At 42.8% G+C, this 23679-nt stretch carries 22 protein-coding genes; 13 read left to right on the top strand and 9 right to left on the bottom strand.

The features are described from left to right. Positions 1-43: 43 nt before the first annotated feature. The 5 genes from BUC20_RS13765 to BUC20_RS13745 all read right to left on the bottom strand — a co-directional run bounded on the left by BUC20_RS13765 (position 44) and on the right by BUC20_RS13745 (position 4062). Positions 44-916: a pirin family protein gene (locus BUC20_RS13765; RefSeq protein ID WP_073231570.1), complete on the bottom strand. Its 873-nt coding sequence runs from the start codon at positions 914-916 to the stop codon at positions 44-46. Positions 917-981: 65 nt separating this feature from the next. Next, positions 982-1623 carry a hydrolase gene (locus BUC20_RS13760; RefSeq protein WP_073231569.1) on the bottom strand — a complete coding sequence of 214 codons (642 nt, stop codon included), beginning with the start codon at positions 1621-1623 and terminating at the stop codon, positions 982-984. A gap of 93 nt (positions 1624-1716) precedes the next feature. Continuing rightward, positions 1717-2304, bottom strand: a complete 588-nt coding sequence (locus BUC20_RS13755; RefSeq protein WP_073231568.1) for a Crp/Fnr family transcriptional regulator — start codon at positions 2302-2304, stop codon at positions 1717-1719. A 141-nt stretch (positions 2305-2445) separates the two neighbouring features. Beyond that, the gene (locus BUC20_RS13750) at positions 2446-3081 is read right to left on the bottom strand and encodes an isochorismatase family protein (protein ID WP_073231567.1); all 636 of its coding nucleotides are present in this window, start codon (positions 3079-3081) and stop codon (positions 2446-2448) included. Between the two features lie 84 nt (positions 3082-3165). Beyond that, positions 3166-4062 (bottom strand): helix-turn-helix domain-containing protein, encoded by an 897-nt coding sequence (locus BUC20_RS13745; RefSeq protein ID WP_073231566.1) that lies wholly within the window; start codon positions 4060-4062, stop codon positions 3166-3168. 249 nt (positions 4063-4311) lie between these two features. Here BUC20_RS13745 and BUC20_RS13740 point away from each other — a divergent pair, with 249 nt between their 5' ends. Continuing rightward, on the top strand, positions 4312-5220 hold the full coding sequence (locus tag BUC20_RS13740; RefSeq protein ID WP_073231840.1) for a M57 family metalloprotease: 909 nt from the start codon (positions 4312-4314) through the stop codon (positions 5218-5220). A 115-nt stretch (positions 5221-5335) separates the two neighbouring features. Here BUC20_RS13740 and BUC20_RS13735 read toward each other — a convergent pair whose 3' ends face one another. Further along, positions 5336-6691, bottom strand: a complete 1356-nt coding sequence (locus tag BUC20_RS13735) for a M60 family metallopeptidase (RefSeq protein WP_073231565.1) — start codon at positions 6689-6691, stop codon at positions 5336-5338. A 140-nt stretch (positions 6692-6831) separates the two neighbouring features. Between BUC20_RS13735 and BUC20_RS13730 the strand changes: the two genes are divergently transcribed. After that, on the top strand, positions 6832-7521 hold the full coding sequence (locus BUC20_RS13730) for an aspartate/glutamate racemase family protein (RefSeq protein WP_073231839.1): 690 nt from the start codon (positions 6832-6834) through the stop codon (positions 7519-7521). Next, entirely contained in the window at positions 7522-8250 is a 729-nt protein-coding gene (locus BUC20_RS13725) for a transporter substrate-binding domain-containing protein (RefSeq protein ID WP_073231564.1), read from the top strand. Positions 8251-8260: 10 nt separating this feature from the next. Here the strand turns inward: BUC20_RS13725 and BUC20_RS33695 are convergent, their stop codons facing one another. Next, positions 8261-8443: a bacteriocin-like protein gene (locus BUC20_RS33695; RefSeq protein ID WP_143166789.1), complete on the bottom strand. Its 183-nt coding sequence runs from the start codon at positions 8441-8443 to the stop codon at positions 8261-8263. A gap of 120 nt (positions 8444-8563) precedes the next feature. Between BUC20_RS33695 and BUC20_RS13720 the strand changes: the two genes are divergently transcribed. From BUC20_RS13720 to BUC20_RS13675, 10 genes are all read left to right on the top strand, one after another. Then, positions 8564-9145 (top strand): Crp/Fnr family transcriptional regulator, encoded by a 582-nt coding sequence (locus tag BUC20_RS13720; RefSeq protein WP_073231563.1) that lies wholly within the window; start codon positions 8564-8566, stop codon positions 9143-9145. Positions 9146-9207: 62 nt separating this feature from the next. Next, positions 9208-10179 (top strand): quinone oxidoreductase family protein, encoded by a 972-nt coding sequence (locus tag BUC20_RS13715; RefSeq protein WP_073231562.1) that lies wholly within the window; start codon positions 9208-9210, stop codon positions 10177-10179. A gap of 158 nt (positions 10180-10337) precedes the next feature. Continuing rightward, positions 10338-11006: a DUF6624 domain-containing protein gene (locus BUC20_RS13710; RefSeq protein ID WP_073231561.1), complete on the top strand. Its 669-nt coding sequence runs from the start codon at positions 10338-10340 to the stop codon at positions 11004-11006. Positions 11007-11133: 127 nt separating this feature from the next. Next, complete coding sequence (locus tag BUC20_RS13705) at positions 11134-11718, top strand: RNA polymerase sigma factor (RefSeq protein ID WP_159441101.1); 585 nt, start codon at positions 11134-11136, stop codon at positions 11716-11718. 203 nt (positions 11719-11921) lie between these two features. Then, positions 11922-12968 carry a FecR family protein gene (locus tag BUC20_RS13700; protein ID WP_073231559.1) on the top strand — a complete coding sequence of 349 codons (1047 nt, stop codon included), beginning with the start codon at positions 11922-11924 and terminating at the stop codon, positions 12966-12968. 33 nt (positions 12969-13001) lie between these two features. Further along, positions 13002-16496 (top strand): SusC/RagA family TonB-linked outer membrane protein, encoded by a 3495-nt coding sequence (locus BUC20_RS13695; protein WP_073231558.1) that lies wholly within the window; start codon positions 13002-13004, stop codon positions 16494-16496. A 12-nt stretch (positions 16497-16508) separates the two neighbouring features. Further along, positions 16509-18437 (top strand): RagB/SusD family nutrient uptake outer membrane protein, encoded by a 1929-nt coding sequence (locus tag BUC20_RS13690; RefSeq protein WP_073231557.1) that lies wholly within the window; start codon positions 16509-16511, stop codon positions 18435-18437. A gap of 37 nt (positions 18438-18474) precedes the next feature. Next, positions 18475-19674, top strand: coding sequence for a DUF5000 domain-containing lipoprotein (locus tag BUC20_RS13685; RefSeq protein WP_073231838.1), 1200 nt, complete (start codon positions 18475-18477; stop codon positions 19672-19674). A gap of 12 nt (positions 19675-19686) precedes the next feature. Continuing rightward, positions 19687-20748, top strand: coding sequence for a DUF4998 domain-containing protein (locus BUC20_RS13680; protein ID WP_073231556.1), 1062 nt, complete (start codon positions 19687-19689; stop codon positions 20746-20748). 129 nt (positions 20749-20877) lie between these two features. Continuing rightward, the gene (locus BUC20_RS13675) at positions 20878-21900 is read left to right on the top strand and encodes an LLM class flavin-dependent oxidoreductase (RefSeq protein WP_073231555.1); all 1023 of its coding nucleotides are present in this window, start codon (positions 20878-20880) and stop codon (positions 21898-21900) included. A 117-nt stretch (positions 21901-22017) separates the two neighbouring features. On the opposite strand, the gene BUC20_RS13670 is transcribed toward BUC20_RS13675, so the two are convergent. Then, the gene (locus BUC20_RS13670) at positions 22018-23031 is read right to left on the bottom strand and encodes an ATP-binding protein (protein ID WP_073231554.1); all 1014 of its coding nucleotides are present in this window, start codon (positions 23029-23031) and stop codon (positions 22018-22020) included. Then, positions 23028-23381, bottom strand: coding sequence for a hypothetical protein (locus tag BUC20_RS13665; RefSeq protein WP_073231553.1), 354 nt, complete (start codon positions 23379-23381; stop codon positions 23028-23030). The genes BUC20_RS13670 and BUC20_RS13665 overlap by 4 nt, the downstream gene beginning before the upstream one ends. Between the last annotated feature and the right edge of the window lie 298 nt (positions 23382-23679).

The following is a 23679-nucleotide window of genomic DNA, read 5'->3' as shown; positions in this document are numbered from 1 at the left end:
AAAAGCGTCTTTCCTGGATCAAGGAAGGCGCTTTTACAAATAATTAGACTTCCTCTGCTTCCAGGTACCCGAATTTCCCGGCGGCGGCATCGGCATAAGCCTGTTCAATTTCCTCTTCGCTATTCATGACAAATGGCCCCTTGTGAACTGCCGGTTCATTTAAAGGCTTGCCATTCAACACTAAAAATTTAGCATCTTCGATCGCCAGGATATCTACCGTCTCTCCCTCATTCCCGAACAATACAAACTGCTCTTTTCCTGCTTCCACATCGTTCAGCTTCAGTTTGCCTTCTAATATAAAGATCCCCATGTTATAGTCTGAGGGGCAATCTATTTTCATCCCTCCCTTTTTATTCAAAGTCACATCAAACAGGTTCATCGGGCTGTAAGTATGTATCTGGCTTTCGGTACCCTGATAATTTCCTGCGATTACCCTGACTTCTCCATTTTCCAGTATTATCTTTTTAATCTCATTCTTCAGCAGGGTCTGATAATTAGGTTCCACAAATTTACTTGCTTTAGGCAAGATCGTCCAGACCTGGATCATTTGCAGATTGCCTCCTTTACGGGAAAATTCTTCTTCAAAATATTCCTTATGAAGGATCCCTTTTCCGGCAGTCATCCATTGTACATCTCCGGGACCAACAATTCCACTATGTCCGACACTGTCTGCATGGGCAACTGCACCCTGGTACACTAAAGTAACCGGCTCTATCCCACGATGCGGGTGAACATTTACTCCGCGCTTTTTCTCAGTTGGCTCATACCAGGTTTCCGGTTGGTAATCGATCATGTAAAAAGGGCTCATTTTATCACCCAGGTCATTGCCATTAGGGAAGATGTTAATGACTTTAAAGCCATCTCCTACCGCATGGTTATAATTACTGCTGTAAACACCTGCTATTTTCTTCTTCATCGGGGTTGTATCTAACAAAGCCCGACAGGATTGAAGCGCTGCCGGGCCAGGTAATTAAAGTTAAACTATTCTGATTTATCGTACGAGAACTGGATCCCTGCGGTACCACCTGTTTCGATAAATAATTTCATAAATCCGGGAACGGTTTCTGATCTTGCCCAATCTCGCTGTAATTCACAGAACAACTGCGCTACACTTACCGGTTGTGCACCTGCCTGCTCCATCCTCCTCAATGCAGCATCATGGGCTGCCAATGAAGTTCCACCAACGGCATCAACCACCGGATAAACCTCATAACCTTCTTTCAAGGCATCCAACGTTGGGAAAGAAAGACAGGCTTCGGTCCATAAAGCAGTCATGATCAGTTTCTTTCTGCCTGTATTTTTTACGGCTTCGAGAAATTCTGCATCTTCCCAGGCGTTGATCGTGGTACGGTCATAAGATGGGATTCCTGTCATCTCTTTACGCAACTGAGGAATGGTTTCGAAATTTAAACCTGTTTTCACATTGACCGTGGAAAGGATAATTGGCAAGTTATACAGCTTTGCCATTTTTGCTACACCGACAATGTTGTTAACCAATAACTGTCTGTCCATTGAAGCAATTGAATTCACCTGAACCGGCTGATAATCGATAATGATTAACGCTGCATTTTCCGGTGTTAAAAGGTGATCATTTTTTTGATCTCTGATAGGTAAGCTACTCATGATATTTGTTTTTAATCCAGGACAAATTTATCCGGTAAAAACATCATAAAAAATAACGTAGATTAAGCAAAATAGTTAATGCAGGTTAAGAGATCAGGGCTTAAGCTCCGGTTCAGAGTGGAGCATTTTACTCAGGAATTCGGGAGTAACGCCGATATAAGCAGCCACCTGTTTTTGAGAAAGACAATCCACCAGTGTGGGGTATCTCAGACAGAATTTTTCGTAACGTTCTTTGGCCGTCAAACGGAGGTTTTCCATGGCACGGGTCTGGTAAGAAACCAGTGATTTTTCTGCCAGAATCCTGAAGTAATAATTGAATTTAGGGACTTCTTTATACAGTCTTTCCAGATTGGTTTTTGAAATGAGGAGTAACTCTGAATCGAAAAGGGCATCAATGTACAAATGACCGGGCTCCTGGGTAATCAGGCTGTACATGTCGCCCATCCACCATCCTTCAGGCGCAAACTGCTGGATATACTGGAACCCATTTTCATCCAGGTTATAACTCCTCAGGCATCCGGAGGTGACGAACATCCCGAAACGGTTGACCTCCCCTTCCAATAACAGGTATTGCTTTTTTCGTACTTTCTTTGGCTGGATAAAAGAAAGAAAAAGTGCGGTTTCTTCTTCATCAAGATGGATGTGCTTTGCGATACTGTCTAAAAGGAGGTTATGGTTCATAAGAAGGGAGATGTGTAAACAAGCTGAATTGTGTAAACATCACGAAGATAAAACTTCTGCCCATTTAAAGCAAAAGGCTTTGAGTGCTGAATCCCCAAACGATTCAGCACCCAAAGCCTGATGAAGCAAGAAGATCTTGTTTTATTCTCCTTTACCTACGCTTACCGCCTTTTGGTAACTTTCGATAAGTGATTGATATGGAGGCATTACTTTTGAATAAGCGGAAGCAAATTCCAATGCGTCTGCACGGTTCCATGTTTTCTGAATTTCACCCAATACTGCTACTGTGCTGATAGGCACCACATCTGCCAGCGCCAAACGTGCGATTGTGGTCTGTGAAGACATCAGGCTCATATCACCTGAAGCATCAGTTACCGCAAATACCTCAAATCCTTCTGCCTTAGCAGAGATGGAAGGAAATGCCACACACACGCTGGTTAAGACACCTGCAATAATCAGTTTCTTTTTACCTGATTTTCGAACTGCATCTGCAAAGGCCGGGGTATCCCAGGCATTGATCTCGCCATTGCGCGGAATATATACCGCATGAGGAGCCAGTTCATGAATTTCAGGCATCAGGGGACCATTCGGTCCTTTAGGTTCCGAAGCAGTTGTAAATACCGGAATATTTTCAATCGCAGCTACTTTTGCAAGAGCGGCTACATTGTTACGCAATGCGGTCACGTCAATATCTTTAACGGTTTGGAATAAGCCACTTTGGTGGTCGATCAGGAGGATTGCTACCTCATTAGAATTGATCCTTGTTAATACTGCCATAATATTTAAATTTTAGTTTTTTTCAATGGGATAAAGGTAGGAGGCCCATTAAAGCCAAACAATGGAGTAGATTAAGGCAAAAGGTTAATGTAGGTTAAGAAGTTTATGATGATCCTGGTATTGTTGCTTCTGGTAGCTCAAGGGGCTCATCCCTTTCCGCTCTTTGAAATGGCGGTGAAAGCTTGCGAGATTGGAAAAGCCACTTTCATAGCTCACCTGCTTGACACTCAAATCCCCCTTTTCTAAAAGCTGACAAGCATGTTTCAACCGGGCCCCGATCAGAAAGCGCATATAGGTAAGTCCGGTTTCTGCTTTAAAATACCGGCAAAAAGAATTCGGGCTGATGTTGGCAATCCTTGCCATTTCTTCTATTTCTATCTTCCTCCTGAAATTGGCCAGGATATAATCACAGATGATATGGATCGGTTTGTTTCTTGTCCCTGAGGTAACCTGAACCAATGCTGCAGGACAAATCAGATTCTTTTCCTTATACAGATCACCAATATATAACAGCACATCCATCAGCAACAGGATTCTTGCAGCGCCCTTCACATGGACAATACGGTTCATCAGGTAACCAATATATCTGTTGGTACTGTCCTTTAGAAAAACGCCCCTTTTTGATTTTTCAAATAAGGTTCTCAGGACTATATTTTCGGGTAGAAAGAGAAATTCTGTACCCCAGAAATTTTCAGCAAAATGAATGACAAATACCTCTACATTCCCTCCTTCATTTCCGCTGAGGTAAGGTTCATCAAACTGACACTGGTGAGCTAAGCCGGGACCAATCAGCAGTACATCGCCCTCTGCAAATCTTTGCTCCTGATCCCCGATGATCCACTTCCCTTTCCCCTGCTTAATGTAGACCAATTCGGACTCCAGGTGGTAATGCAAAAAGTTATTGATGGTTGCGGAACGGTCGAATCGCACATGAAATGAGCTCACGAAGTTATCCGCCAACCTGATTAATTGTGGCTTCATTCTTAATAGGAGATTTAAAAACAACCGGAAAAAGGTAACAAACCTATTACACAGCATATTAGAACAGACCCCAATAATCATCAAATTGCCTACAAGAATTCAAAATAGTCTTCCAGCCCTGTAAAACACAGCAAATAAGTATACTTTATATACATAAGCATATACAATACTTACATAATTGCTGTTCAGCAATGGAGGATTATGGGCATTAACTATATTCAGCTAATCAATTACCTAATCATCCCATTCATGAAAACAAACTATTTATTCAAATCAGGAGCAATCGTCCTGGCCGTATTAATGAGCACAGCTGTAGTGATCAGCTGCAAAAAGAGCACAAACAATTCAGAAACTCCTGCAGAAAATGCATCCGTTTTGAGCAAAGACGAACAAATCAGCATTGCCAAAGCCGGCTTTTCTCCAACCGGAGCTTACAAGGCTGATGGTGGTTATATCGTTGAAGGCGATATCTTCCTGAAACCTGCAGACCTGGCCAGTCATGCCGCGCTCATCAAAGAACTGGCTTCTGGTAAGCCACGTACAGAGCAATACAAAACCACCTATCAGGTAACAGGATTACCAAGGGTATTAAAAATAAAAGTAAATGCAGGAGCGGCACAAAAAGTATTTACGGATGCCACCAAAGAGGCCATTAAGAGATACAATGACCTTGGATTGAAATTAACACTTAATTTACTGGACTCTGGTTCTGTAACTGTAGAAGATATCCTGATCAAAGGAGAAACATTCAGTAATCCTGATGTTTTGGGTCAATCAGCAGGATTCCCTGATGCCAATGGAAATCCCGCTACTCCGATTAAACTAAGCAATACACATTACAATAAGGATTTCACCAATAATAACCTGCTGGCAACCGTTGTTGCCCATGAAATCGGACATGCCATCGGATTCAGACATACCGATTATGCAGACAGAAGTTATAGCTGTGGTTTAAGTCCATGGGATGCCTTCTTAAAGTCATTGGGCATAGAGGTTGGCAATGAAGGAGATGGAGGCGTAGGTGCCATTCATATTCCCGGAACGCCTGTGGGTGGAGAACCGGGATCCTGGATGCTGGCTTGTTCTGATGGCACTAATCGTCCTTTCACGGCAAGCGATATCGTAGCGATCAAAGCTTTATATCCAAAAACCAACTAATTCTGAATTCAAGCTATTTGTTGTTCCTTCAGCAAAGAAGGTGTTGCTCCTGTTCATCCGATCTACCCATGGAAGAACTGCGTGGCAGCACCTTCTTTGTATTTAAAATGACCTGTTACTCTCTGAGTGTACTCAGGTCGGTTGCAGGCTGCGGTAAATTCAGTGCATTGATTTCATCATAAACGGAAGCATTGACGGTAAATCCCCAGGATTTAAAGAAGGAAACCAGATTTGTATTGCTCAGTTTACTCGCATTGATCATGAAAAGACGTTTCTCTTCGTCATCATTGGCTACAGTGATGGTATTCTCCCGGTAATATTTATGCACTTTAATAAAGAAGGCATCCCCAAAGGCCAGGTACAATTGCTGAAAAAGACCTAAACGGGTGATCAGACTGGTACTGCTGGCCTCATAAATCCTGGTCGCAGCCGGCTTTGCTAAAAAAGTGTTTACATCATTCCATTGTGCCGTACTCAACCCCGGCGCGCCTGGTTGAACAACCCTTCTGGCTGCCAGGGTATAAATGTTCGGCATCACCTCCCCTACAACGGAGTTCCAGGTCCATTGGTGCATTTGATGCTGATGTCCGAATTCATGCCAGACACCCCAGCCATTGGTCTGAAGATCTGAAACTTTCAGAATTCTGGTGATTGAGGCCGTCACGATCCGGATTCTATAGGAAGTCGCATCCATATAGCCAGAAGTTCTTTCCGTAACCATAATTTTTAATTTCCGGGAGGCATGAGTTGTGGAGCTGTTGTCCATTCCGCTAAAATCATCCTCCGCTTTTAAAGCAGTATCAATTAAGCGTAAAGCCTGATCCTGGTCTTCATTTTTAAATTCTAAAGCTTTTGCTTTAGAAACCACAAGAAAGGCACGGTTTGCGACCAATATTGCATTTTTTGAAGTCGTATCGGTATCAGTAGCCAATGCATCCAGCCATTCCTGATGAGTGGTTTTTCCAAGTTCATAAAAAGGCATTCCAAGATGACCGCTGTTAAAGGTAATTTTCACCTTTCCACCTGAAGGGCTGGCAGAAGCATACTTGATGTATAGTTCCCCTGCATTAGTCGGGCTGATGGAATTACTACCTGCCTGAAGGTTATAAGTGGTTACCGTTCCCCGGTCGTAAGAGCCCACCATAAGCTGAGGTACTGCTGATGAAGCATTCAGCACTTCAACATTGATGGACAATACCATACCGCTTTTTACCCTTAAACCTACCGGGTCAAAATCTGCTGCTTTTAAAGAAGTCTTCAGCCTGCTTTGCTCGGCTTCTGTAGTTGGCTTTTCATTAAAGGTCCATTCCGTCTGGGGGTTTAAGACAGATGAAACTCCCGAAGTTTTTAAACCAGAAAGTTTAGGGTTAGTTTTTTCATCGTCAACTGCTGCTGCTTTCTTACAGGAAAGTAGCGTTCCAATTAAAATGACCATTGCCAGTAAGGCTGAGGTCCATACATTTTTTTTCATGTTCAGGGTTGATTTGGTTAATAAATTGTTTGGTTAATTGTTTACCTAAGCTATCAGATCAGGAAATAAAAAAGGATGAAAATTATAACGGAAAGGGTAGAGAAATCAAAAGACATCGTATTTTAGTAAAAAAGATTTACATGAAACGATTAGGACTTATCGGGGGAACCAGCTGGCTGTCTACAGTGGAGTATTACACCCTCATCAATCAGGGGATTAACGAAAAACTGGGAGGTTTAAATTTCTCTGAATGTATGATCTACTCCTTTAATTTTGCAGACATCAAGAAAAATATTGATGCTGGTGATTGGGAAACGATTTTTCAAATGTTCCAAAAAGCCTGTGATGCTTTAACCACATCCGGAGCGGAGGCTATCGTCTTATGTGCAGCTACCCCACACCATATTGCCGACAGGCTTCAAAAAGAAATCCATCTACCGATCCTTCATCTGGCTACTGCAACAGCGATTGAAATCCAAAAACAGGGCTTAAGCAAGGTCGCTTTACTGGGAACCAGATTCACTATGGAATTTGATTTCTTCAGAAAAAAGCTTGCAGATCAGGGTATTGAAACCATGATCCCAAATGAAGAAGACCGGACTTATATCCATGCCTCGATTTTCGACGAACTGGGCCATGGGGTGTTTAAAGCAGAAACAAAAGCACGTTATTTATCCATTATCGATGGATTAATTAAAGATGGTGCTGAAGGGATCATACTTGGCTGTACAGAAATCCCCTTACTCCTGAAACCGGAAGACATCCCTGTGCCTTCATTTGATACCGTAAAATTACACACTCAGGCCGCCATAGACTTTTCCCTTTCCTAGATGAACACCATTCCACATTTCTGCAGGTATTATATTTTATATATTTTACTTCCTTTATTGTTTTTTGGCTGTAGCCCAAGGATCGGTGCTGATGCCATACTTCGGGTTGGAACGACCGGGGATTATCCGCCACTAACCAGTTATGACACGTTATCCGGCAAATTTGAGGGAGAAGATATTGACATGGCATTACGTCTGGGCAAACATCTGGGTAAAAAAGTAGTGTTTGTAAAGACCACATGGAAGGCGCTCAGCGAAGATTTATTAGCTCACAAATTTGACCTCGCTATAGGTAGGATTTCTATTAATGCGACCAGGGAGAAATTGTTCAACTTCTCAACTCCCCTCCTGCTGGACCGTAAAGTAGCCGTTTTCCGTCTATCAGATCAATCCAGATTTACAGATTTTAAGACCATAGACCAGCCGGGCGTCAGGGTGATTGAAAACATTGGAGGAACGAATGAAACTTTTGCGAAACAACACCTTCAGCATGCAGCTCTGCAGGTGATCCCTGACAATCAACAGGTTTTTAAAGCGCTATTGAATAAAACTGCAGATGTCATGTTTACAGATGAAACAGAGGCGAAGTATCAGCAGGCTAAACATCCGGAGCTTTCCTGGCTCCGGATGGATGAAAGTATCAGCCCTGCTTATGCAAAAGCAATTATGTATCCTAAGAAAGATACCTTGCTGCTGCAAAAAGTTAACCTATGGCTAAGGAAACCATAGGTTAATTCACCTACCTGTCGCAGTAGCAATCGCCATTTGGCCCACAATATCCACTACCCAGGCCATCTGGTCCCTTACAAGACTGATTACATCCTGCATCTCCTTCTGTCCAGCAGATTTTAGGTCCATTCCCTCCTGTTACAGCTTTCATTTCTGCTCTGTTCAATTTCTTAACATTTAATGATTTTTCCATGTTTTAAGTTTTAATACGGTTAAGTTTTGTTTGAATTCAATTTACAATTTAAATTTTATCAAAAGAAAAATCCAGGCTGTTATTTATTATTCCTTAATTTAGATCAAAATAACCATCCAGATGTTTTTTCAGTTTAAAGATCAATTGCCACACCTGGCAAAGCATTGGGAAGCCTTAATGGCGATGCATCAGCGTATTGAGGTGCCTGCAAGAACGGTTCTTTTGGCAGAAGGAGACATTTCAAAGAAGATCTTTCTGATTGAAAAGGGATGTTTAAGGGTTTGGTTTAACAACAATGGCAGAGATACCACTTTTCAGTTTTTTTTTGAAAATGAAGGACTCTCCTCCCTGGAGAGTTTCCGGAAAAGCACTCCCGGCATGTTTACCATAGAAACCATAGAACCCTGTATGCTTCGTGTGCTTCAAAAGAAGGATTTTGATGAGATGATGAAAGAAGTTAATCAGGACGCCGCGGTATTGAAGGAAATGACGGACCTCATGCTGGAAAGACAACTGCATTATATGAAAGAGTTTCTCTCTTTTATCCGTGATACTCCGCAGCAGCGTTATTTAAACCTGCTTAAACAAAAGCCGCAGCTCATTCAACGGGTACCTCAACATTATATCGCCTCCTATCTGGGGATCACTCCCGTTCACCTGAGCAGAATTAAAAATAAGATACTCAAAGAAAAACGAGTTTGATTTGATAACATATGTTATCGTCTGTCGCTTTGTTGCCCTGTACATTTGTAAAAAAAAAGAAGATGAAAGCAGCAATATTATACGCCTATGGCGAAACGCCAAAATACGGGGAATTTACGGATCCGGTTCCTCAAAATCCAGATCAATTGTTGATAACAGTAAAGGCAGCTGCTGTAAAAAACCTGGATAAGGGAATCGCCAGTGGCCTACATTATTCCAGCAATACGACTTCCTTTGAACCGGCAGTTGTTGGTGTAGATGGGGTTGGTGTGTTGGAAGATGGCAGCAGGGTTTATGCTGCAGGCATACAGGGCATGATTTCAGAAAAAGCACTGATCAATAAAAACAGGTTCGTCAGGTTACCTGATCAGCTGGATGAGGTAACCGCAGCAGCACTACCGAATGCCGTTCTTGGTGCAGCAGCAGCCTTGCGTTACCGTGCAGCCGTTAAAGCGGGTGATACGGTACTGATCAATGGAGCTACAGGAGTAACGGGACGGATTGCAGTCCAGATTGCAAAACACTATGGTGCAAAAAAAGTAATCGTCACGGGCAGAAATGCAGCTTCACTGGAAACACTTAAATCTCTTGGTGCTGATGAGGTCATTTCCCTGAAACAGGGAGATGATGAAATCCTTCAGTGTATCCGGCAGATACACCAGCAGACTCCTATTGATGCAGTGATAGATTACCTCTGGGGCCATCCGGCAGAATTGATCCTTCAGGCATTGGGAGGAAAAGGAAAATTTACGCATAAGATCCGTTTTGTGACAGTTGGTGGAATGGCCGGGGATACGATTCAGTTGTCGTCGGCTACACTTAGAAGCTCGGATATAGAACTGATTGGTTCCGGAATCGGAAGCCTTTCGGAAGAGGTGATGCAAAAACTTTTTAAAGAGGTATTGCCGGAAATGTTTCTGCTTGCCGCCGCAGGCAAGTTAAAAATAGATACCATAACCGCTCCTCTCCAGGACATTGAAACCGCCTGGAATCAGGATATTGATGGCGGAAAAAGATTGGTGATTGTCATTTAAAACTTCAAAATAAAAACTGGTGTGCCGGCCAAAGCACACCTGTAATGTTAATCCAATATCGCGCTAAGCGAATTGGATTTCCCGGTTAAGAAACCCGGAGATCAGATCCGGACGGAAAGAACGTTGAAATAAGTATATTGCATTTCATTCTTCCTGTTATGAAAAGATTCTTCAGCTTCCTTTTCCTGGCTCTGATCTCCTCTGCAGCCCTTGCCCAGGTCAACTCGTTTGAAATTGACAGTAGTAAATTCAATAAAAAGCTCATGCAGCAGCTGGATACGATACTTAAAGATGATCAGACCTTTCGGATAAAATGGATGGACATGATCAAAGCAAAAGCCAGTCCCACTGCAGTTGACAGCGTCAAGGCAATAGCAAGACAACAGGATGCCAAAAATCTGATTAAGGTAAAAGACATTATTGCGAATCACGGATGGCTTGGGCCACAAGATGTAGGGATGAATGCCAGTCAGGGGTTATTTCTGGTCATTCAACATGCCGACCTGGCTACCCAGCAGGAATACCTTCCTATCGTCAGAAAAGCAGAGAAAGATGGAAAAACCTTATCCAGCAACCTGGCCATTCTGGAGGATAGAATTGCCATGCGTACAGGAAATAAGCAGTCTTATGGAAGCCAGGGCTTTAAGGACAAAAAAACCGGCAGCTCCTATATCTATCCCATTATTGATCCGGACAGACTGGACAGCCGGCGTAAGGCGATGGGCATGCCTCCTATGAAATCCTATGTGCCCGACTGGGATCTGGAAAAATATAAAATTTTATTGCCGGAGATTGAGAAAATAGTGAAAGATCAGGGGATCAGATAAATACCTTAAAAACAAAACCTCCCCGCCAAAATCACTTAATCATTAGACAATATGATAAAATAAAATACCTTCTAAAATCCGTTCTTTGAATGGACCAATAATTTTACGAAGAAACCAGATGTCCACCATGGAAGCAAATATGAAGGTCAATCCTAATGACCAGCAACTGTTATGGATAAAAGTTAAAGAGGGCGATGAGACTGCGCTGTTTAGTCTTTATAAGCAGTTATACAATTCATTATTTAATTATGGCTTTCTCATTTTTAAAGAGCGGGAGAATGTAGAAGATGCTATTAACCAGGTTTTTCTCGAATTATGGGAGAACAAAGACAAGCTGAAGTCTGTCACAAACGTAAAAAGTTATTTATTTACCTACCTGAGGCGCAAGCTCGCTAAGGAAAGGGCCCTTGTGGTGAGAGAGAAATTGCCAACGGTAGAGTTGTACGAAGCCTCCATTATGGATTACATCGTCCAATTACAATTGGAAGAGGAAATAAAAGAAAACATCACTCAGGCCATCAATAAATTAACGGAAAGACAGAAGCAACTGATCATGCTCCGCTTTTATGAAAACCTGGATTATACCGAGATCTCTGAAAAAACAGGATTAGCCACCCAGTCCATATATAACAACATCCATCAGGCCATAAAATTTTTAAGAGCGGACCTGAAGATCCCCACCTATCTCCTCCTCCTCCTGTTGAGGGGATAATTTCATCATACCTGAATTCAAGGCAATACTACCGGCATTCTGCCAGTTGAATTGACCACGACCACTTGAATCCATTCAAAAACCAGCCAAATAAAAAAATATTCTAACTGATTATCAGATACTTAAAATATTGTTTCAAAAAAAACGAGTAGAATTTAGCTGGGATCAGCACTATAAGATACTAAACCTTGCATCAGAACTGAATGAACAAACCTAAACTGACCATAGAAGGGTTGCTAACCGACCCCTTCTTCATTGACTATTGCTTAAATGACAAAGAAACTGAGGATACCAATCCCTGGAAGCACTACGTTCCGGACCATCTTCAGGACAAGGAACGATATGACCAGGCAAAAAGCTATGTGCTGCTCCTGACAGGTAAAATTCCTGAGGAAATGATAGACTCAAGACTGGCTGAATTTAAGTTGTTATTTCAACAGAGAAAAGATAGAAAAGATCCGAAACTCCAGCTTAAAACAAAATTACGCAGATCCCTTTTTGTGAAGATGAGCGTTGCAGCATCAATCCTCCTGATGTCTGCAACCGCCATCTTTTTTTACCTGAACCAACGGAAAAAGGTTTTTAAATTCAGTGACATTCGTGGCGAAACCGTATACGCTCCCCAGAAACAAAGAAAAACCCTGGTATTAGCAGATGGTACAGAAGCCATTTTATATCCGGGAAGCAGGTTGATCATTCCAGAAAATTTCAATGCAGAAGACCGCAGGATAGGCATCGTCGGACAGGTTTACCTTAACGTAGCCCCTCAACCAGGCAAACCTTTCATTGCTTATTCCAAACACACCAGGACCATTGCACTGGGAACGTCATTTTATGTACGTGATTTCGAAAACAGTAAGGAGTCATCCGTATTACTCATGACCGGAAAAGTAAAGGTAACAGAGCCAAAACATGGGGCGAGTCAAATCCTGGAACCTGGAACATCGGTGGTATTGAACCATCAATCCTTAGCCTTAACTAGGAAAATCTTTCCCCTTAAGGAAATGGAAGAACTGAGCCAATCCAGACTAAACTTCGAAAATGCCGATATGCCTACCATCATCAGCAAACTGGAATTATACTATGGCGTTGAATTCGACCTGAGCCAGTGTAACTGCGACTTTAAAAAGATTACCGGCGATTATTCTGATGAGTCACTATCTGCTATTCTGGGAACCATCAGCTTCATCAACCAGCTGAACTGGAAAATACAGGGACAAAAAATCATGTTCGAACCCCGCACTAAATAAACCTAAACCAAGCTAACCAAATCAATAAATTCTATGAGAAAAAAAAATCTCCCCTATCAAAGCGTTTTTTTTACTTTTTTGACGTTGAACATTGTGCTGCTCTGTACCTCCCTCATGATCAGCGCATCTGCTCAGGCAAACACCACAAAAAAAGACCCGACTTATACCATCGGATTTAAAAACGAACCCATCCTGAAAGTATTTAACTGGATAGAGCGTGCTTCAGGTTACCGTTTCTCTTACAACAAAACTGACATTAAAGCCGTTAGGCCTATCCTGATCGAGGAAAAGCAACGGAGCATGGTACAACTACTCACTGAATTGAGTTCCAAATCCGGACTGGATTTCAGGATCTCCAGCGGGCTGATCGCCGTATCCCCCAAGGAAAATCCAGTTTCCAGCCCGGTCTCCCCACCGCAAACCATCAAAAAGTTAAAAACAGATACCGTCATTCAGGGACAGGTATTGGATACTTTAAAAAAGCCATTGGTCAGTGTTTCCGTTTATGTAAAAGGAAAATCCAATATCGGCACAAGTACCGATCAGAATGGCCGGTATTCTATAAAAGTACCACAAAATGCCACACTGGTTTTCAAAATGGTGGGTTTTATCGCAGTAGAAGAACCAGCCAGCAGGCCTACCATTAACGTGATCCTGAGAGAAGAGCAAGGCGGCCTGGATGAGGTTGTGGTTACCGCTTTCGGAAAGAAACAACGGAAGGAAGCCGTAGTAGGTTCTGTAACTTCCATTACCGCCAAGGAGTTGAAAATCCCTTCCAGTAATTTAACCACTGCACTGGCCGGACGTATTGCGGGTGTAGTTGCTTATCAGAGAAGTGGTGAACCAGGAGCAGACAATGCGAATTTCTTTGTCCGCGGGGTAACTACCTTTGGAAACGGCAGCGGCAGTCCGCTGATCCTGATCGACAACATAGAACTGACCACCACAGACCTTGCCAGGTTACAACCTGATGATATCGAATCCTTTTCCGTATTAAAAGATGCGAGTGCCACTGCCCTTTATGGAGCCAGGGGTGCAAACGGGGTAATTTTTATCACCACAAAACAAGGAAAACAAGGAACCGCGCAGTTTACTGTAAGGCTGGAGAATTCCATTTCCACAGCTACTCAAAATATTGAGATTGCCGATCCCGTGACCCATATGCAGCTTTATACCGAAGCTCAGCTCACCAGGGATCCATTGGCAAAACTCTTATACCAGCAAAACAAAATTGACCATACCATTGCCGGCGACAATCCGGTCATCTACCCTGCTACCAACTGGACTGATCTTTTATTCAATAAACGGACTTCCAACCAAAGGGGAAACCTCAGTGTAAGAGGCGGAGGAAAGGTTGCTCAGTTTTACGTTGCCGGCAGCTACAATAAAGACAATGGAACGTTAAAAGTAGACGAGCGCAACAACTTCAACACCAATGTAAAACTCAGCACCTACCAGTTGCGTTCCAATGTGAACATGCAACTTGGCCCGCAGACAGAATTGGTGGTGAGGTTCTCCGGTTATTTCGACGATTATAATGGTCCGATTGATGGTGGTTCTGCCATCTACACCAAAGCCTTAAGGACCAGTCCGACGCTTTTTGCACCTTATTATGCACCCGATGCAGCAAATATAGCCTCGCAACACATCCTCTTTGGAAATTACCGCTCAGGAACGAATTTTTATCTGAACCCTTATGCCGACCTGTTAAGAGGATACAAAGATTATTCACAAAGCAGGATGCTGGCACAACTGGAGCTGAACCAAAAGTTAAGTGCCATTACGGAAGGATTGAATTTCAGAAGTTTAATCAGCACCAACCGCTATTCCTTTTTTGATGTACGCCGTGCATACGGTCCGTATTTTTATGGCATTTCTACCTATGATAAGTTCAGCGACCAATATACCTTGCAATGGCAGAATGAAACCGAGGGGCCCGCAGCCTATGAAGACATCAGGTCTGTCTCCGGAGGGAAAAGAGATGCCAATACCAACCTGTATGCTCAGGCGGCGCTGGATTACAACCGCTTTTTTGGAAGCAAACATAATGTAGGTGGCGCCCTGATCTTCACAATGCAGCAGAGCCTTTCGCCAGGTAACGATTGGGATGATGTCCAGGTTTCCCTGCCCCGCCGCAACATCGGCTTATCCGGAAGGGCATCTTATGCTTATGACAACCGCTATTTTGCAGAATTCAACTTTGGATATAACGGTTCAGAAAGGTTTTACAGCGATCAGCAGTTTGGATTCTTCCCCACTTTCGGACTGGGATGGGTGGTTTCAAATGAATCCTTCTGGAAAGCCAAATTCATCAATAAATTAAAGATCAGGGGTTCCTATGGGCTTGTGGGTAATGACAGGATTGGAAGAGATGAAGACCGTTTCTTTTACCTTAGCCGTGTAAACCTGGCCAATGGTGGCCGTGGGGCCAACTTTGGGTACGACAATGCCACTTATAAACCAGGCGTATCTATCAGCCGGTATCCCAACCTGGACATCACCTGGGAAAAATCTTACCAAAGCAATATTGCCATAGAACTAAGTTTGTTTAACAAACTGAACTTCATCGGAGAATTCTATCAGAAACATACCAAAAACATCCTGCAGGAAAGGTCCTCGATCCCGACTACCATGGGCTTGTCTACCGGTATTCTTGCCAATGTTGGCGAGGCCAAATCCAAGGGTGTTGACCTGAGTCTTGACTATACAGAAAACCTGAGCAATGACGTGTGGTTTTCTGTGAGGGGGAGTTTTACTTTTGCCAGAGGCGAGTACTCTAAATTTGAGGAACCCGCTTACAATGAGAAATACCTGTTGCATCCGGGACAATCCATTTCCCAGGCTTATGGTTATATCGCTGAACGCCTCTTCATCGATGAAAAAGACGTACAGAATTCACCAAAACAAACTTTTGGAATTTATCAGGCCGGCGACATTAAATACAGAGACATCAATGGTGATGGTCAAATCACCACCCTCGACCGCGTACCGATCGGAAATCCGACCACCCCGGAAATCACCTATGGAGGTGGGATCTCTGCAGGTTATAAAAACTTTGATTTTTCTGTGTTCTTGCAGGGCTTAGCCAGGGAATCTTTCTTTATCAATACTGCAGCCACCGCTCCTTTTGTCAACTATGACAATCCATGGGATCAAATAAACGGCGGACGGACTGGCGAAAATGCCTTGATTAAAGCGTATGCCGATAGTCATTGGTCTGAAGAAAACAGGAACATCTACGCCCTTTGGCCAAGACTTTCCGTTGTCCCTGTTGAAAACAACAACCAAACCAGTACCTGGTTTATGCGCAATGGAAGTTTTCTCCGGGTAAAATCTGTGGAAGTCGGATATACCCTTCCTAAAGGCCTGAGCAAAAGAATCAAAGCAGAAGTTTTCCGGGTTTATTTCAGCGGGCTGAACCTTTTTCAGTTCAGCAAATTCAAACTCTGGGATCCTGAGATGGGAACGAGTGGCATGGGATACCCACTTCAAAAAGTATTCAACTTTGGCCTAAATGTTAACTTCTAATTCTATTAAAAGATGAAAAAATACCTGAACATATTGATTTTCACCCTTCTTCTTCTGAATAGTGGATGTAAGAAATATCTTAATGTTGCCCCGGACAATATTGGAACTATAGATTATGCTTTCCGCATGCGCACTGAAGCAGAAAAATATCTGTTCACCTGCTACAATAATCTTCCTTCCTTTGGAAATACAGATAGTGACCCGGGTTTTCTGGGCGGTGATGAGTTTGCCGTACAGTATCCAAGTTCTATATATTTCGGTGTAGGATTGTACAGAATCGCAAGGGGGGAGCAAAGTGTCTCCAACCCACAGGCAAACTACTGGGATTCCGGAAATGGAGGAAAACCTTATTTCCAGGCGATCCGGGAGTGCAACCTCTTTTTAGAAAATGTGGGTAAGGTACCCGACCTTTCTGATGCTGAAGAAGCACGCTGGACTGCCGAAGTAAAACTGCTTAAAGCTTATTATCATTTCTACCTGATGCGGATGTACGGCCCTGTTCCGATTATCCGTGTGAACCTGCCGATCTCTGCTCCTATTGAAGCGGTACGCGTTTCCAGAGCACCTATAGATTCTGTGTCGAATTACATTATCAGCCTGATCGATGAATCTGTTCCCAGCCTTCCGGCTCAAATCATGAATACGACCTCCGAGTTGGGCCGCCTCACCAAACCAATTGCCCTGGCGATTAAAGCGCAGGTTTTGATGACCATTGCCAGTCCGCTGTTTAATGGAAACCCCAGCTATGCAAATTTCAAAAACAAAGATGGTTTAGCACTCTTTCCTCCAGCCTACAGCCAGGAAAAATGGAAAAAAGCAGCCGATGCTTGTCGCCTGGCCATTGAATCTGCAGAGTCTGTAGGAGCAAAACTTCATTATTACATCCCTCTTTCCAATGAAACGGCTTCAGATTCTACAAAAATCACGTTAAATGTAAGAACAGCCATTACCGAAAAGTGGAATTCCGAAATCATCTGGGGAGGAACAAACGCCATGGTTCATGGAACGCAGGCATTAGCACAGGCCAGGATTACTTCAGGAGATGAGGGCAGCATTCCTACCCCACCAGCCAACAATGAGAGTATCAGGTCTATTCTGAGCCCTCCGATTCACATTGCCGAGATGTTTTACAGCAATAACGGCGTTCCTATAGAAGAAGATAAAAATTACGACTATTCCAATCGTTTAACCAAGATCAGGACCGTCACCGATGCCTACCGCTTTTACCTGAAAAAAGATTATCAGACGGTTCAATTAAACTTTGACCGTGAACCCCGGTTTTATGCAGATTTAGGTTTTGATGGAGGAATCTGGTATGGACAAGGGCTTTTCAACGATACCAAGACCTGGTTCATTAAGGCCAAAGCCGGCCAGTTTGGCGCAAGGCTTGGTGCCTCTTTATACTCTGTAACCGGGTACTGGGCTAAGAAGCTGGTGAATTACAGAAATGACTTTGGCAGTAATTCTACGGGCTATAATGTAACCGCCTACCCCTTTCCGATCATCAGGCTTTCAGAGCTTTATTTACTCTATGCGGAAGCGCTCAATGAGCAAAACGGTCCTGCTGAATCCTATAAATGGATCGACCTGGTTAGGAAAAGAGCCGGATTGAAAGGTGTGCAGGAAAGTTGGGCCACTGCGGCCAAGAATCCTTCCAAGCCAAATTCAAAAGAAGGTTTCCGGGAAATTGTACAAAGGGAGCAAATGATTGAACTCGTGTTTGAGGGCAAGCGTTTCTGGAGCCTGAGAAGATGGAAAAAGGCAGAACAATACTTAAATATTCCAATCAGAGGATGGGACCTGGATCAGTCTGAAGCAATAGACTATTACCGCGTGAAATCCATATTTACGCCAACGTTTATCTCCAGAGACTACTTATGGCCGATAGCGGAAGGCACAATTGTATCCAATCCAAACCTGGTACAAAATCCAGGTTGGTAATCATGATCCCCTTTTCAACCTAAAAAAATATAAAGAGATGAAACAAACGTATAGTTTTCTGATTTTAATCCTGGGAATTATGGCATTTTGGAGTTGCTCCAAAACAGATATGAACACTCAGGGTCCCATAGAAAAAGATGGCACCAAACCAGGTGCTGTGAGCAATGTAAAAGTAGAGAATACACCTGGTGGTGCGGTCATCACCTATTCACTTCCTGCCGACGAAGACCTGCAATATGTTCTTGCAGAATATGCGATCAACAGTACCACGACCAGACAGGCCAAAACTTCCCGTTTTAACGATACGATCCGGGTAGATGGTTTTATTAAAGCCGGCGAATATGATGTTAGATTGTATGCGGTTGACAGAAGTGAAAACAGGTCTGATGAAACCGTGGTAAAAGTAAAGCCCAGTACTCCACCCTATCGCAAAATTGCCAGTTCACTCACCTTAAACAATGATTTTGGTGGAGTAAACGTGACTTTCGAGAATCCTGGTGAGGATAAGATTGCCCTGGTAATTCTTTCCAAAAACACCAATGGGGAACTCGAACCTATAGAAACCTTTTATACCCAGACCAAACAAGGGTCCTTTTCTGCAAGGGGGTATGATCCGGTAAAAAGGCTGTTTGGCGTTTATATTAAGGACAGGTTTAACAATACCTCAGATACTTTATTAAAAGAAATGAGCCCTTTTCTGGAGAAAAAGCTGGATAAATCGAAATTCAGGCAATACATTCTTCCAAATGATCAGCCTTCTGCTTACGACTGGGAAATGCGCTATATGTGGGACGATAAAACCGGGGAACCGGGCTTCCATACCCTGCAAGGTGCAGCCCCCTCCCCTCACCGTTTCACCTTTGATCTGGGGGCAGTCGCTAAACTCAGCCGCTTTAAGATCTTGCAAAGGATCGATGGTGGATGGCAATATCAGCACGGCAACCCACAAATTTTCAATCTTTATGGCAGCGCAGTGATTCCCAACAGTTCCGGATCATGGGATGGCTGGATAAAACTGGGTTCCTTCCTGTCAAAAAAACCATCAGGTCTTCCTTTGGGGCAAACCACAAATGAAGATATCGTTTATGCCAGAGGTTCAGACGGGCTTGGAGAAGAATTCCTCATTCCTATTGCAGCACCTGCGATCAGGTATATTCGTTTCGAGCAAATCAAGAACTGGGGAAATACTGATTTCTTCCATGCATTGGAAATCACTTTCTGGGGAAATACACAATAAATAAAAATCATTATGTTTAGAAAAACTATAAACAACCTATCGCCCATTTTCCTTTTATTTTGTGGCATTCTCCTCTCCTCCTGTCAGAAGTCAGATGATTATAAAAAATACCTCGCAGATGGGGAAAAAGTATATCCTGACAAGGCCACTCAGGTGAAAACCTTCCCGGGTAAGGGCCGCATCCTGTTTCACTGGCCAAGAGGTATAGATGCAAGGGTCCGTACTTACCGTATTTTATGGAATAATAAATCTGATTCTGCTTCTTTTGATGCCACAGGGTTTAAGCTTGGTGATACTATAAAACACCTGCTTACAGGCCTTCCTGAAAGCAGTTATTCCTTTATCATCTATAGTATTGATGATAAAGGAAATAAATCTGTTCCTTCTGAGGTACGCACGGTAAATATCTATGGCGACAGGTATCAGTCATTGCTGATGAACAGGCCGGTTAAATCGAGTAACTTTTCAAAAACGGAAAAGAAACTAACGATAGAATGGAACAGCGCGGATTCGGTTAACATCGGGACGGAAGTGTCTTATACCAATGCCTCGGGCCAGCCTGTTACCCTAAATGTTGCTGCGGATGAGAATACCACTGTTGTCATGCCAAAGAGTGGAACTTATCTATATTATCAATCCACTTATGCACCTCTAAAAACAGCCATTGACAATTTCAAAACCCTGACCAGAGATTCCATTCTTGTAGATGATAAACCTGGTATTTACACCGCAACCGGAGAAAAGAAAAATTACAATGCAGATGGTACTTATGTAGATTCCAGTCCTATTGCACTGGATAAACAACTGGAACAAACTGCAACACCGGGAACCTATGTATTTGACGACATCGCCAACCTGGGCAATAACCCGGATACAAAGGTATTCCTGAAGTTAAACGCGGACCAGAGCATTACGGTATCAGGATACATTTCTCTTACCGGTCCGGTGGTTGATCATCCAACGGCAGGAAAAAGCTTTTATGACCCGCTGACCGGAAAATTCGTCCTCAGGTACAAGTATACCAATACCAATGGGACTTACCGTTTGATCGAAGAAACCTGGATCCCTAAATAGATTTTGATGCCGGGATTACTTATCCTACATCAAGATCCGGCCGGGTGATCTTCCTTACATTTGTATTACACCATTGATTCTGATGGCTTAACAGAAAAGCCATCAGAATCAATTTTAAAAACCTGTAATATGGAATTAGGAATAGATAGTTTTGCAGCGAAATTTAATATAGATGGGCCGGATGCCATCAGTGATGCTCAGGCCATTGGACAATTACTGGAAAGAATCGAATATGCCGACCAATCCGGAATTCATGTTTTTGGAATCGGGGAACACCATCGCCGGGAGTTTCTGGATTCTGCGCCCAGCAATATCCTTGCGGCAGCAGCGGGCCGGACAAAAAAAATCCGTTTAACCAGTGCAGTGACAGTTTTGAGTGCAGCAGATCCTGTACGCGTTTTTCAGGATTATGCAACATTAGACCTGATTTCACAAGGCCGGGCAGAAATGGTGGTAGGCAGAGGTTCATTTACTGATGCTTTTCCACTGTTTGGTTATAAACTTCAGGATTATGATCACGTATTTACAGAAAAACTGGACTTGTTGCTGCAAATCCGTGACCACGAAAAAGTGAGCTGGTCGGGGCAATTCAGACCTTCATTAGTCAACCAGCCGATCTACCCAAGGCCAATGCAGGAGAAGTTACCGATATGGTTGGGTGTTGGAGGAACACCTCAGTCTTTTGCCCGTGCAGGGATGCTTGGATTGCCATTGATGGTGGCCATTATTGGCGGACAGACACATCAGTTCCGTCCACTGGTAGACTTATACCGTAAAGCAGGAAAAGAAGCCGGATTTAGCGAAGATCAGTTAAAGGTGGGCATTCATTCTTTAGGTTATGTAGCAGAGGACAGTCAGCAGGCACAGGATGAATTCTATCCTGGTTACGCCAAATCTATGACTGAAATAGGAAAAGAGCGGGGATGGCCGGCAATGACCAGGGATAGGTTTGAATCGCAGTTAGGTCCTCAAGGTGCACTTTTGGTTGGTGGTCCTGAAGAAATAGCGGAAAAAATCAGGAGGCATTCGGATTCATTGGGTGGTGTTTCCAGGTTTACTTTCCAAATGGATACCGGAAACTTATCTCATGAACAACAGTTAAAATCTATCCATCTGATTGGGACGGCCGTTGCCCCATTGTTAAAAAAATAATCAGGAATTACTGAAAACATCTTTATCTGAACTGTAGTCGGGCCATTTTTTGACCTGACTACAGTTTAAAATTTAAGGCAGCACCTGATCAGTCATTTTTTGACTGGTCATTTTTGATCAGTCGTTCTTAATGGGCAAAAGAATGGAGAATGAAGTTCCGCTCTTTCCGTCGCTTTCGACCTCAATACTGCCATCATGCAGCTCTACAATTTGCTTGGTCAGGTACATCCCTAGGCCTGTAGTAGGTTCACCTGCTGTTCCCCGTCTTTTGGCACGTGTAAATTTATCGAAAATCTGCTCCTGAATATTTTCAGGGATCCCAATTCCATTGTCCTTGACCACTAGTTTCAGCATGTTGTCTTTAACGACAGTAGACAATTCAATTTTCCCATTGTTATTGGTAAACTTGATGCTGTTTGAAATCAGGTTATATATCGCCCTTTTAAATTTAGGCCGGTCCATCTTGACCGATTTACCAAATTTAAAATCCGTTTGAAGGATCAGTTCTTTCTTTTCAAACTCTGTAGAAAGACCAGCAGCACATTCCTCCACCAGTTCATCAAAATTCTCTTCAGAATAATTGACCATCTCTTCAAATGTCTGCTCAGTAAGCAGGATGTCTTCAATTATTTTCTGAGCGAAATCACAGCTTTGGTTTAAATAATCCACCAATTGTTTGTTTTCGACCAGGATCAGGTTATCCTGCAGCATATCTCCCAGCATCTTTATAGAGGCAATCGGGCTTCTGAGGTCATGCGCAACCGATTGAAGCGAAAGCTTCTGGCGGTTCAGGTTGGCATGCAGGTGGTTTAGGATATCATGTTGTGATATGGTTCCTAAAAAACTGCCCTGATCATATACCAGCAAAACATCATGTCCGCTAGCTTTCATGACTTCCAGGACTTTACTGATTTTATCTGCTTTCTCGACTGTAGGTTTAGGGCTGAGACAATCCATGATGATGACATGATGTTTCCTCGCCAGGTCTACTGAAGTCAGAACGCCAACTGGTATGTTCTCGTCTAAAATCACCAGGCCATCTGCAATAGCGGTATGGCTTCTTGCAACATGTACCCCCTGGTAACCGTCAATACTCACATAATTGTATTTAATGAGTTGGGCTATATTCATAAATCCGAATCTTTAAAGACAATATCTTTCACAGAAATATTCACTTTGAAATTTACACTGATGAGTTCCCCTTCAGAAATAAAAGGAAACACATTATTTTGGAGAATCTGTATCACTTTCTCCTTTGAGATCTTCGCAAGAATGTTCCTGTGGACGAAAATAGTCTCTATCATACCATCGTTAATATCAATGATTTCGAAACCATTAGGCACCAATAATTCGAACGATTTTGACAGGCCGATTTTTCCCTGAACAGAGTTTTTAGCAAGAACCAGGATATCCTGAAATGGCGGAAGTTTTATTTCTTCAAAACTTAAATTAATATTATAGGTTCTGTCCACTTCATTCATAAAACGATTTTTAAAATATTTATTGTATCAAATATACACTTCTCTACCCAAATATGGGTACTTACACCTGTACAACTACTTTTTCTTTTTCCTATTTATTAACCTCAATCCTAATCTTTTTTATGTTCCGGGCTTCTGTAGATTGAGATAGGAATTAGATTACTTTCGTCTCATCACATTGATAACTGCTAACTTGCAAATAATCAAATTAAAAATAATGACGAAGAAAGAAAGCAAACTTCCTCAACAAACCAATTGCTGACCGATTTGGTCCGGCATAGTTAGCCGACATTTGTTT

The organism is Pedobacter caeni (assembly GCF_900129215.1).
GTDB classification, from domain to species: Bacteria; Bacteroidota; Bacteroidia; order Sphingobacteriales; family Sphingobacteriaceae; genus Pedobacter; species Pedobacter caeni.
The sequence above is the reverse complement of the archived record's forward strand: the minus strand, read 5'-3'. Positions and strand labels throughout refer to the sequence as shown.